Here is a 12440-nt window from a genome sequence, read left to right on the forward strand (position 1 = left end):
TCATGAATCACCTCTCTTCTCGCTCTGTTTTCACCCCGGTAGTACTGGCCGGTGGCTGCTCGATGCTTGTGCGTCGGGTACATCAATGGGTGTATCAGCCGCTTGCTACGGCTCCGCCTGCTCCGAATTATGCCGCTATGCGGCCCTGCGCATTGAGGCCACACGCTGCCCGCCTGCGCGGCCGCCGGCAGCGCCGCACGTTGTTGCGCCGCAACCTGCGGAACCTGGTTGCGGTGGCCCTGATCATGGCCGGTACCACACTACTCGCCTCGGCCTTCAGTTTCAGCCTGTTTCGTGGTTAGTGCTGCGGCTTCCTCTCTTCTTTTCCTGTCTTACCATGAACATCATTCTCAAAGCCTGGGGGCTGCTGCTTTTTCTTTGCTGCTCCTACTCGGCCTACGCAGTAGTACCGCCACCTGACACGGCCCTCCATCTACCGGTTACCTCACCTCCCAGTTGCAACCAGGTGACTATTGCCTGGACCTCAGCGACTGCATCGCCCTCCAGTGGCTATCATGGCAAACGTAGCCTGCTTGTTTTGCAGGCCGTTTCGGCTACTAACGCAATGCCGGAGCCTGAACAAGGTATTACCTACATTTCCAGCTCCTATTTTGGGGCCGGGCAACAGTTGGCACCGGGTCAGTTTGTCGTATATGCCGATAGTGGCCAAGCTACTACCATCAGCGGGCTGCAGGCTAATACCGAATACCGAGCCGACGTGTTTGCCTATTACGATTCTACTTCCCTTGACGCTGCATCCGGCCCGGTATATAGCCCGTTGGTCACGACGGCAACTCTCTACTTTACTACTCCTGACTGCTCCTCATCTACGCCGCCGAGCCTTGGGGCATCGGGGGCGTCGGCTTCGATTGTAGATTGCTCAACTGCGCAACTGACGTGTATCCCAGGTAACGGTGATGGCCGGCTGTTTGTAATTCAACGACTACCCAGCGGGGCCGATAGGGTCAGCCTGAGTACCGAGCCCCAACCCGGTCAATTCTACTTCCCCAATTATCTCTACGGGCAGGGCCAGGCGGTGGCCCCGGATACCTACGCGATGTATCTGGGTCCCGACTCGACGGCCACTCTGTACGGCCTGATCCCTGGAGAACGGTATAAGTTCGTTGCCTATGAATACCAGACCGAGCGGGATGGAACCGGGGGCAATATGTTTACGAATCCAGGCTACGCTGCGCCCGTGGACACGGCTTATTTCACCGTTCCCCGCTGCAGCACTACGGAACCGCTGGTAGCGGCTTCGAGCGCAGCTCAGAGTGATACAACCACTACGACCGCCCGGGTACGGTGGACCAACGGCAATGGCGTACGGCGCCTTGTCGTTATTAATCAAATTGCCTTCAGCAATGGGCTGATGCTTCCCCAGCAAAACACGCTTTACCAGGGCGCTACTGCCTTTGGCCAGGGCAGTCAAACGCAGCCCGGTACCTTCGTGGTGTACGCCGGGCAGGACAGCAGCGTGACGGTTTCTAACCTGGAACCTGATACGTACTACCAGCTGGCAGTATATGAGTACAATGTAGACCAGCGTGGTTTACCTACCTATCTACTCAGCCAGGCACCGGCCTATACCCTGGTTAAAACGTACCCGGAACCAGAGCCTGTGGCACCGTCTGACCTACGGGTAAACTACTCTGTGCCCTTTTCCTACAATCAAGGCCTGACCCAGGTAAGCTGGAAGCCCGGCACCGGGTCGCACTACGTGGTGTTTGCTCAGGAAGTGCGCGAAGGGCAGCAAGCCCTGTATGAGCCAGTAGACGGAATTCTGTATAACCAAAAACTGAATAATGACTTTAGCCCTGCTGCTCGCGTAGGAGATAAAACATACATCCTCTCCAGGAGTACCTACTCTAGCAGTGGTGCTGATACGATAGTATACCTGCGCAACCTCACTATCGGACACGTCTACGAGCTTGCCATTTTCGAGTATGTGTTGGATGGCAACGGCCTACCAAAGTACACGGGAAGTTTGCCAATGGCCTTCCGTGCCGCTAGGATGGAGCCGGTTCTGCAAGGTGAACTAATCAACGACGTCCCTACTTTGACCTGGACCGTAGGTGGCCACTATCATGCTGAGCACTTCCGGATTTTTGCGTCCCAGGACAACACCCAGTTTCTACCTCTCGGCCCGGGTATACCCATTGCGCAAGACAGTTCGGTGAGCCGTGTTGCGTTGACGCGGCAGTTATCCGCCATTACCGTACCTACCTACTTCAAGGTCGAGATGTACCACCGGGATGGCCAATGGCTGTATTCCAATACTATTCTTATTTCGCCCGGCAAACCATTACCGGTTGAACTGCTCCGCTTATCTGGCCAAGTAAGTGAAGCGAACCGCGCAACCCTCAACTGGAGTACCGCCCAGGAAAAGAACAGCGCGTACTTTAGTGTAGAGCGAAGTCTGGATGGACTCCACTTTGTACCGGTCGGGCGCCAACTCGCGGCCGGCACCTCGACGCAGCAACGTGCTTACCGCCTGGTGGACCCTCACCCACTGGAGCAGTTGACCTATTACCGCCTGCACCAGGTAGATCAGGATGGCGCGGCTATCTACTCTGAAAGTATCACGTTGCAGCCGGCTCGGCAGCCCCTGCAGCTGAAGGTTTGGCCGAATCCGGCGCACGCCGGCAAGCAAGCCTCCCTGCACTTAACCGGCCTGGATCATCAGGCCGGTCAGGTCCTGGTTTATATTCGGACCCTCACCGGCCAGTTGCTGCACCATAGGCAGCTGCAGGCCTCTCCTCTTGTCGAATTGAGGTGGTCGCTGGCTCACTACCCTCCGGGCGTCTACCTAATTGAAGTTCAAACCTCTGTTGGGCGTCATGTCGCCCGGTTAGTGATAGAGTAGCGTGTGGTAGCCTTTGCTGTTCTTTTCCTTTACAATAAACAAAGAGAGCCGGCTGCGCAGCCGGCTCTCTTTGTTTGTACCCCCACATATGGAGGCAAGGAGTAGTTGAATTTACCGTTCCTGCTCACTACGGCTGGGTGCCAAGCTTGTGCGGGAAACGCTTTGCTCCTGTGTCGGGCGCTCGACATAGTAGCCCTTCAGCTCAGCCAATTCAGCGGTTGCTTTCTCAAAGCGGTCAAGGTAGGGATCAATCCCCTGACCTCGTAAGGAGTTGCTTATGTGTCGAGCCACTTCCAGGTTCTGGCTGTTAATCTGACCGCTGCTGATTTCCTTTTGCGTCTGACGTAGTAGGTCGTAAGTGTCTTTCCCCCCCACCCGCCCGCTAAGATGGTCCTGAATAAATACACCGGCCTGATTCAGTTCACGGGTTTGTACACTTTCGTGTCGCTCCCGGGTGATGGGAACTTCGTTCTCTCGTAGGCTTGGGCGCCGGGCTAATTCCGCCTCTGGCCCTGGCGCAGGTCTTGTTACGGCATTTAGAGCATTCTCCAATTCACTCCGGTCGCCTTTAGAAACATCTTTAGCTAAGGTCTTGTCAGCCGCCAATTTGACGCCTGGTTCATTTTCAAGTTGTATCTCGTAACCCGCCTGCTTACCAATCTGCTCTGTGACAATATTGAGAACCGCATCATTGCCGGCTCGGAACGGAGCTACCTGGTAATATTGATCGTAGTACGTAGCCAGCCTCTTTACGAACTCACCTTTATCTAACCCTTTTAGCCAATTTTCCTTCTGTAGGTCGGCACTGATAGCGTTAAGCCGCGTATTCACTTTACCTGCTTCCTCGAATGCCAGCGGCTCGTTAGTAGCCATACTCTGCCGATTGCGCGATACATCCTGGTGGGCATTGTCCTTTAGATCCTGTCGCGTTTGACCAGCCCAGGGATACACGTCCTGCATGGTGTACTCATGTATCTTGCGGAAATGGTCCGCATCGAAATTTCCTCGAACTACTTTTAGTCCCTCCCGGATTTCTCCGGTTCTGAAGTCAGTCGTTACCTGCTGTGCTGATCGCATCACTTCGGGATCAGTAATACCTAGTTTGTTCGGCGGTATATCACCGCTGCCAAAACCGTAATTCATATGACAGTAGATTGGTCGGCGTTCGACTCGGCCGATGATGATGGGGTTTGTGATTTGAGTTGTCGCCCGGCGCGTTTGTGGCTTAGTTTCTCCCCGCGTGGCAACTCAGGGCCGTCGTGCAGTAAGTCCACACTATTAGCCCTCCGCTCTCCTTTCTGAATCCTGGTGATTTTCTTCATGGGCAGGTCAGTCCTCAAATCGCTCATCCCGTTCGTCATCCTCATCAAGGGAACCGTGTTGGCCTGATGTGCCGGCATCAAAGGCACCTGAATCAAATACCCCCGCAGTATCCACTTCATTATTACTGCTACTCCACCCCAGTTCACTGATAGCGGAATTGCCCGGTGTTTGTGCTATGCCATTGGTACCACCAGAGCTACCTTTTCCAGTGGATGCAGGTGGGGCAGTAGGGGAAAAGGCCTGCGCGGTGCTGGCTTGCGCATCGTCAGCCGACGTGGGGCTATCTTCCGCATCAACATCGGCATTGACAATGGTAGGCTCGTCGGTGGTAGCATTACTGGCAATTTCCTCATCAACGCGCATTCGCTGTTCCTGCTGCTGCCGCTGCTGCTCCGTATCGTGCAGTTGAAGTTGACGGGCGTGCTCCTGAGCGTGCTCCGTACGCTTTATCACATCCTGCGTTAGCTCATGAAGGCATTCTTCAGAATCAATCTCTCCCTGCTCTAACTTATCCAGTAAAGCTTGAGAATTCGGATGGGCGTAGGAAGGCAGTAATCTCAGGCGAGCTGCCAAGCGAGCGTACGATGGCGCCCCATCTGAGGCATCGCTATCGGGACTTCGGTAGAAGTTCATTCGTTCAGTTATTTAAAGTGAAAGTGTCAGTTAAGGGGTTACTACCCACCATCATTAGGCGACCTGCTGCAGAGCCAGGCCTTGCGGCGACAAGACTAAATCATGCTGGGGTCTGCTATAGTACCGGACCCAGTGGATCAGCTGGCCAAGGCCTACCTTCCATGCGTGCACTACGGCAGGTGGAGGGTATGGCTGCCGCCACTGTATGCGGAGCCAATCATAGGCAGCGGCATACTGCTCACCCAGCAACCCGCGGGCGTTTATATCCGCCCGTAGAATAAAGCCTGCCAGGCCGTCATAATTACCACCCTTAGTTACCCGCTGCAGTGTCGTGAGCTGCCCGAGCAGTTCGCGTAGGGCGTGGCGTAAACGCTTAATCTGCCCTTTTGAGGGATGGGTCATGTCAATAGCCGCCCACTGGCAGAAGGGCTTCGCGCAAATTACCGGGTGCTGTTGTAGCAAGTCGAAGAGGGACGTCTCACGCATTTAGTATTCGCCAAGGTCAGCTGGCGTGGGGACCTGGTTTTTGGGCCGTAGCGTATTGGGGAAGCGAGGTAACCGGGTAGCTGGATCAATGCCGGCAATAAGCTCCGTCACCTCGCGGTATATTTTCTGGTGGTTTGCCTCAATCATCCGTTGCATTGGGCTATCAGAAGGCTTGTTTTCCGCCTTTTGTAATCGCTCCAGTTGAGCTTTCTGCGCTTTCACTTGTTGATCACGTAGGCGCTCCTCCCGCGATGGTTCTGCGCGTGAAGGTGCCTCATTGGTTCTTTTAGAAGCAGCGGCCAATGTTCCTACCGGCGATGTATCCTTGGTTAAGTGCTCCTGCCGGCTTTGCTCAGCCACGGCTTTGGCAGCTTCGACTTCAGCCCTTAAATCGACGGCAGCAGCTGTCGTGTTGGCTACTGGAGGTGTGCTGCTCGGTTCCGTTGGAACAGGTGACCCTTCCGCACTTTCCTCACCCGGATTCTGGGAACCAGCAACGACTTCTGCCGCCTGCTGCTTCACTTGGATGTGCTGGCGTTCCAGTAGCCGTTTCTTGGCTGCTGCGCGCTGCATATCAAACTGTCGGCTCAAGTTGTCTTCTACTTGCTCACGCGTACGGGCCAATTCCTGCAAGCGCCGCTCTGCCTGCTGACGGTCAGCCTTCAACTCCCGCTCTATTTGCGGCGTCACTACGCCTTCAGCATCTTCAAAAACCGAAATAGGTTGGATGGGGAAATCTCCTGGCTCAATTTCTCGCTGTATCTGGGCCTGAAAGAAGCTCATAGGTGTTTCCACAGTTTGGCCGATGAACTCCCCTTGTTGCAGCGTATAGGCATCCTGCACGCGTACGACTTGGCGCTCCTGCACACTCACACTCTGGCTCACGTTACGCCCGCCCCCTACCTTCCCACCTCCCATACTTTTGCCAGCAGAGACGGAAACCATTTCCACATCCTCTTTGCCGACCATGTCAGAGACCAGTTTGGCTGTTTCCGCCGAATTAATCTTGCCGAAAAACTGATTATTAAGGTTGCTGATTAGTACCTGCGTTTTGTCTTTTCCATAGGCATCAACCATCTGTGCCACGTCCTGCGTCATGTACAGCATGGCGACTTTGTTGCTTCGGGCCGTGGCTGGAATCACCTCCAGACCGGGGACATAGATGGTTGCGCCCTCATCGATAAGAACAAATGAAGGGTGTTTATTCTGCTGATTCATCAGCTTCAGGGCTACCGCTATGATGCAGCTGATAACGGGGGAAAAGGTCCGAGCTAGGGTAGGATCATTACCGATGGTCAGGATAGTGGGGTTTGCAGGGTTGTTCAGATCAAGCGAGAAACCTTCACCCCGGGCTTCGTCTGGAGAAAGCACCCAGCTAATTTCTGGCGTAGCTAATCTAGCCAGGGCAATCTGTAAAGAGGAAATAATGCCAGCTACTTGTTTTTCCGCCTTTTGTTCAACAGCAGTAATAATACTTTGCACCAAGGCCTGACTTCTGGGATCGGTTTTTAACATACTCAGCACGTGCGTAAAATCCTCATATACTGCAATAGCTACAACATGCGGTACTGTGCATAAGGCAGGAAAATTATTCTTTAAGAACCAGATAATACCCGTCAAGTAAGCTTCGGCGCTTAGTTCAAAGAAATTATCACCTCCTTTTGCGCCGCCAGGATTTAAGTTATTAAGAATTGTTTTAGCATACTCCATTGCATATGCGGGCATAGGCATATCCTGTGGGCGTAAAGGATTAATTTTTTCCGTACGCTCCATATCAATAAAATTGATGACGCGGTGCAGTAATGGTTTTTCTAATTCACCGGCATAAATCAAGGATTTCTGTGCAGCACTAGCTAATACTGGAAATTTAAAATCATATATCAATCCGCACATACCTTTCTTGACGAATTGCTCCAAAAATGGCTCGCCAATTGAAAACGTTTTACCTGCTCCGGCCCCACCTAAAACTAGTGTTCCACGGAATGGATTTGGTACGTTCACGAACTGGTTTCCTTCGGCTTGCAGCACAATGCCATACTCAGTATCTCGTCGCACCTTTTCCGCCTGCAGCCGGCCACCGATGTGCTTGGTTGCAGCTCGCAGCTGGCCAGCGATAAAGCCACAGCCCAGTACCAGGGCACTAGCGATAGGATAACCAGTCGTAAGCAATTCGCCGTGGCAATAGCCCATCAGAAGCAGCATGACGCTTCCAAACGCCAGTACCGCGCATAGTATCACGACAGGCATTTCCACATCTTTTGGTTTACGTGGGATCTTCCGGGGAGCCCCAATTTTAGGCGGTGCAGGAGTCTGCACGAAGATCAGTGCAATAGATACCATGATTAGAATAGCACGGGCTGCTAGGCCCACCTGCATATCGACGGCTTGGCCACCAATATCGGCCACCTTATTGCCCATGCCTTCCATAGGGTCTCCGCTGCTGTCACTGCCGCTAACGGCACCAAAAATATCTATTGGAGCACCAGGCTCAGGTTTAATTGGCTTAGGTGGATTAGGGGCTGCTGGTTTGGCGGCTTTCTTTGCGGCCGCCGCTGATGTTGTGGCCTTAGCCTTAGGCTTATCCCGGTCTGTAAGAACGTAGTACTCCCCGCCTAATAAGAGGAGCAGTAGAACCAAACCGATAAGCGACGCATTGCCACCGCTACCTGGGGGCCTGGCAGTCGGTGTACTGGGTGCAGTGGACATATAATGTGGATGTTGGTGGATTAGCTTTTTGAGAATGCCCCCGAAAGCTACCAAAATTCAACCTCTATGCAATTAAATTTAATCGCGCTCTTCGTCACCCCGCACGTCCTGCGTATAGCCCTGAGTGCTTAGAGCACGTCCTAAATCATGACCTATTCCGGCTGCAGTTTGGGCAGTTGAGGGCTGGTATGATCGCGCTGTTCTGGCACCAGCACGCGCGTAAACAGGGGGAGTATGCCCCGGTAGTTGTCCCCCGAGCGAAGGTGATCTAGGTAAGGCAGGAGAAGTTCGCTGGTCAGAATCTAACTTGTTCTCTGCTCGGGGAACACGCCCGGTTCGCAGAAATTCATACGGCTCGCGGATGTGTTTGGGCCCCTGAGCCTCCCGGCCAATGCGGTTTAAGCGCCCATAAAAAGCCTTGCTGTAGTCCTGCTCCCGGGCCATTTGCAGCACCACATGATGCACTAACTGTTCCTTATCGGGGAGCTTTTTATTCAGCCGTTCGACTTGCTCCAGGAGCCGCTTATCCCGCTGCTGGTTCTCGGCAATGGTATTGGCGGCCGTCTTGGCATCTTTGCCAGTACGCAAAAACTCATAGGGCAGATCGTGGTACCGCTGCTTCTGGGCCTCCCTGCCCAGCTGGCCTAGCCGGCCATAAAAAGCCTTGCTGTAGTCCAGTTTTCGCGCGGCTTCGAGCACGTTGTTATGCATCAACTGCCGGTCAGCCGGGAGTTGTTTATTCACCTTATCCACCTGGTTGAATAGCTGCTTATCGCGCAGATCATCCCCTGTTCGGGTGATCTTTTCCCCCTGCTTCCCGGCTCCATTGGGGCCACTTCTGCCGTCCTTCGCGGCGGCTTTACGCCGGATGGAGTCGGCCATTTCCTCAGCCGTTTGTCGCCCGCGCCGCCCGCGTGTGGGTCCCTGCTGCTCCTCGTTTCCTCTGGCTCCAGCGGCCAAATGACCCTCGCGACTGACCTGTTTTAGGGGATCAAACTGGTCCTCGAAGGCCACATTTCCTTTGGCCATAAACGTGACGCGGTTGAAGCGCGCTGCACTCCCCCAAGGGTTCAGGGTAACTTTTTGCTCTTTGTCCCGAGCCGAAACTGTAATATGAATATGGGTCTGTGGCCCTTCTTTTATTTGTCCGCTGGGGGCGCCGTCGTGGCCCCGATGCTTGCGTTCGTTATGCTGCGTCGCTACCCACACCAGGTCTTTTTCGCTCAGGGGCTGCCCTGATTTGGTGCTGAAATTGGCGGCATATTCCTGCATTACCCGGGCCGTATAGGCCTGTAACTTTTGCGGATCGTGGCCGATATGTTCCAGCTCCTGGGCACTGGGACTGATCACAATAGAATGAAACTTATCCTCCTCTTTGCGCAACCCTTTACGGTTGGTATCGATGAGCTGTACGGCTTCATTGCCGCTTATATCGGTCCGGTCTGCATTGAAAAAGATGGCTTGCTCGCCTGTTGCTTTTGCTTCTTTCTCCAGATAGTTCGTTACGCGCCTGGCGCTTCCTTTATTGGTATATGCCTTCTTTCCGTGAATAGCCGGGTTGATAATAAAGATGTACATGGGGGCGTAGTAGATGCCTAAAACGTCTCTGGCGAAGGTGTCTTGGGCTCTGTTTCGACAGCCGCCTTCGCCGCTTTCGGGTCTGCTTTACCGGTTAGATTCGGCCGTTCTGGCACCGGCGTGAGTGGGGGTGCGTTCTTGCCCGCTGGTAGCGGCGGAATGAGTTTGCTGATGAACGCATCGAGGCGTTGCTTCATGTCGGCATCCCGGCGCTGGTTGAATTCCTGGTGCTTACTGGGGTACTCGCTCAGGTCCCGGCCCAGCACTTTCAGCATGATCTGCTCGCCCAGGCGCCGTCCGTATAGGGCCTCCACGTTGGTCAATAACAGCTCCCGCATAAGCGGCAGCAGGAACAGTTCCTCCTGGTCGCTGAGGTGTTCATGCACGTGGCTGGCCTGCGTTTCGAGGTACGAAAACAAGCTCTTTTCGTGACCGCGCAGGAAGCCAAACAGGTCCCGGTGCAAGTACTCGGCCGAGCGGTTCACGTTCTTTTCGTGCTGGGTCAACCAGCCAAAGAGTCGGTTACCGAGCTTGACGACCAGCTCCTCCACTTCCCCTAACCGACGTTGAATGGCAATGCCTTCGCGCTCCTGATTCTTCATCGGGTCCAGTCCCCGCTCGGCAAAATAGCGGATGCACGACGAGCCGTATTCGGCCGCCGTGACGCCAAACTCCGCCGCGCTTTCCAGCAGTAACCGATGCGCTTCTACGCTCACGGTAATGTGCCGACGTCCTCCAGAGGTGCGACGTTTCTTGGCTTTTTTGGCGGCGTCTGGGAGAGTGGTTTCTTTTGCCGTTTCTTCTGCCATAAAGGACAAAGGTTTAACTTTATGTACGCTGATTTTGAGTAAATTGCAGGTGAAAAGTATGCAATTAAATTTAATATCATACAATATGGCCAGAGTATGACCAAAAATTCGGGTAGGTGTTAACACGTAACAGCTACGCTATCAGTTATTTAATGGCTTTTGTTAACAGAAAATCTCTGATTTTCGTTCTAAATCACTGACTACCATCGCTTTAGCGTGGAGTATGTGATGCCCCTCTTGCTAACTATCGTTAGCGCTTCTGCTAAGCGACTATTTGCGGGCTAATGTTACTTGCGTGACGACCTCCAAATGGCTTATAAAACCTATTAGTTTGCTATTCCCAGGAAAGTGCTCCAGTCGTCTGCTCACTTACTACTCGTGACTGCGCTACTGGTCCTAGATCATCTATCTCCAGGGTACCTGATTTTGGCCAATTTCCCCTCAGCACTGTTCTTGGTTCCCTAGTGGCCTTAGTACCTGCAGCTGCTCCTTGCTGCACCATGAGCTGGTGTGCTGTTTGCCGGCTCTACCGGGCCAGGTATAAGCAGCATCATTACTGTCCGGTTACTTCTAATCTGCTCGACTATCGTTTCGTGCATCTGTACGCCCACTCTTCTCTCTCATGCTCGCGTCCAGGTACGTGTGAGTAGGAGTACGAATCTCATCTGACCCAGCAGTGACTGACGGATCTGGTGTCATAGTTCACGGATGAAATGTCATAGTTGCGGTTTTACTCAATCCCAGCTGCTGGCTATTGCTGTGAATCTCACCCGATGTCGATCTTCTATTGGCCATCAGAGTGCAGTACCTAGCGGTCGCTAACGGTGAAATATTCATTATTCCTGCCTTAGTCAATTTTGCGCGTGTATGAGATTCAGCGTGTACGTGCCTTTGCCTTAGCACATGTACGCGTGTGACCGCACATGGCTCGTTCCTCCAGAAGCTGCGCCTTGCTTATTCTGAAAAGCATACTCTATCAAATTCATTGGGATCAGGGTATATAGGATCTTTACTAGGTTAGCACAAAATGGATTTCCAGCTTTCAGTGGGTCGCCTCAGTGTGGCTTATACTACCTCTGTGTAATTCGTAGGATCTCTGGATATGTCATAGCAGTTAAGTAACTCGACACCACTACCCGATCTTCGAATAGTAGTCTTCTTCATTCAAATCACCTCACGTGCATGCCTGCGCGCTTGCGTGGGTATACATGCGCGTGCGTGTATGTGTGTGTGCGTACCTGCGACCGTAGCTTGAGCTAAATCAGTAGAGTTGGTTTTTCGGAATTAGCATATACATCACATATTGAACAAGCAGCATAAACACAGATTTTATGCAAGTACATTTTAGTCTAAATCCGCATATCCCAAATTATCCGGTTTGTACTTTTATAGACTTTCATTCCTATCCTGCTTTGGAGCTTGTTATCACTCTCTAATTTTGTACTTACTACTCTTCCGATAAATCACTCGCATGTCCTCATATGCGCACGCGGACGTATGTACTCCTGGTCGCATACACTTAAAGGCACTAGTAGCCCTGGACCATCAGATTCAATTTTTGCCTTACCTTGGCCCCGTCTTCCTGACCTACTTCCTCATTTCGTTAGTCTCTAAGTTCTCACTGTCATGGATAACCCAGATTCTGCCCCCGAGTCAACTTCCGCCCAAACATCTACCGACACGGCAGCCTCTACCGACGCGCACGCACCTGTGAGCGCACCTGCTGACACATCTGCCCGTACAAACCCGACATCCCGAAAGAAGCAGGCTACTCCTTCAGCTCCAGCTGCAGTTGAACGAGTCGGCCCAGCCTACCGTCTAACTCAGAACCACGATTGGGGTATCCGCTACGCTGCTCTCATGCTCGAAACCCAGGATGGCCAACGACGCTCGCAGCAGGATCTGGTAGACCAGGCCGTTCGGGAATTGCTGGAGCGCATGAAGAAAAAGGGCATAATCTTTCCCGATCAGGTGGTGATCTAACTCCTGGGTCCACTGATGCTCCCTTAAGCCCGGTTTTGCCTATGGCAGAGCCGGGC

8 protein-coding genes are annotated in these 12440 nt (G+C 53.1%); 3 read left to right on the forward strand and 5 right to left on the reverse strand.

Features of this window, described 5'->3' with window-relative positions:
- Positions 1-2: 2 nt before the first annotated feature.
- Positions 3-302 carry a hypothetical protein gene (locus LRS06_RS21750; RefSeq protein ID WP_257873504.1) on the forward strand — a complete coding sequence of 100 codons (300 nt, stop codon included), beginning with the start codon at positions 3-5 and terminating at the stop codon, positions 300-302.
- 35 nt (positions 303-337) lie between these two features.
- Positions 338-2866, forward strand: coding sequence for a T9SS type A sorting domain-containing protein (locus LRS06_RS21755; RefSeq protein WP_257873505.1), 2529 nt, complete (start codon positions 338-340; stop codon positions 2864-2866).
- A gap of 111 nt (positions 2867-2977) precedes the next feature.
- On the opposite strand, the gene LRS06_RS21760 is transcribed toward LRS06_RS21755, so the two are convergent.
- The 5 genes from LRS06_RS21760 to LRS06_RS21780 form a co-directional block, all read right to left on the reverse strand.
- Positions 2978-4009 (reverse strand): Fic family protein, encoded by a 1032-nt coding sequence (locus LRS06_RS21760; RefSeq protein ID WP_257873506.1) that lies wholly within the window; start codon positions 4007-4009, stop codon positions 2978-2980.
- Between the two features lie 186 nt (positions 4010-4195).
- Entirely contained in the window at positions 4196-4822 is a 627-nt protein-coding gene (locus LRS06_RS21765; RefSeq protein WP_257873507.1) for a hypothetical protein, read from the reverse strand.
- Between the two features lie 486 nt (positions 4823-5308).
- Entirely contained in the window at positions 5309-8014 is a 2706-nt protein-coding gene (locus LRS06_RS21770; protein WP_257873508.1) for a TraM recognition domain-containing protein, read from the reverse strand.
- 78 nt (positions 8015-8092) lie between these two features.
- Positions 8093-9592, reverse strand: a complete 1500-nt coding sequence (locus LRS06_RS21775; protein ID WP_257873509.1) for a DUF5712 family protein — start codon at positions 9590-9592, stop codon at positions 8093-8095.
- 17 nt (positions 9593-9609) lie between these two features.
- Complete coding sequence (locus LRS06_RS21780) at positions 9610-10401, reverse strand: hypothetical protein (RefSeq protein WP_257873510.1); 792 nt, start codon at positions 10399-10401, stop codon at positions 9610-9612.
- A 1860-nt stretch (positions 10402-12261) separates the two neighbouring features.
- On the opposite strand from LRS06_RS21780, the gene LRS06_RS21785 reads away from it, so the two are divergent.
- Complete coding sequence (locus LRS06_RS21785) at positions 12262-12384, forward strand: hypothetical protein (protein WP_257873511.1); 123 nt, start codon at positions 12262-12264, stop codon at positions 12382-12384.
- The last annotated feature ends 56 nt before the right edge of the window (positions 12385-12440 follow it).

The sequence above is a fragment of the Hymenobacter sp. J193 genome (assembly GCF_024700075.1).
GTDB lineage: Bacteria > Bacteroidota > Bacteroidia > Cytophagales > Hymenobacteraceae > Hymenobacter.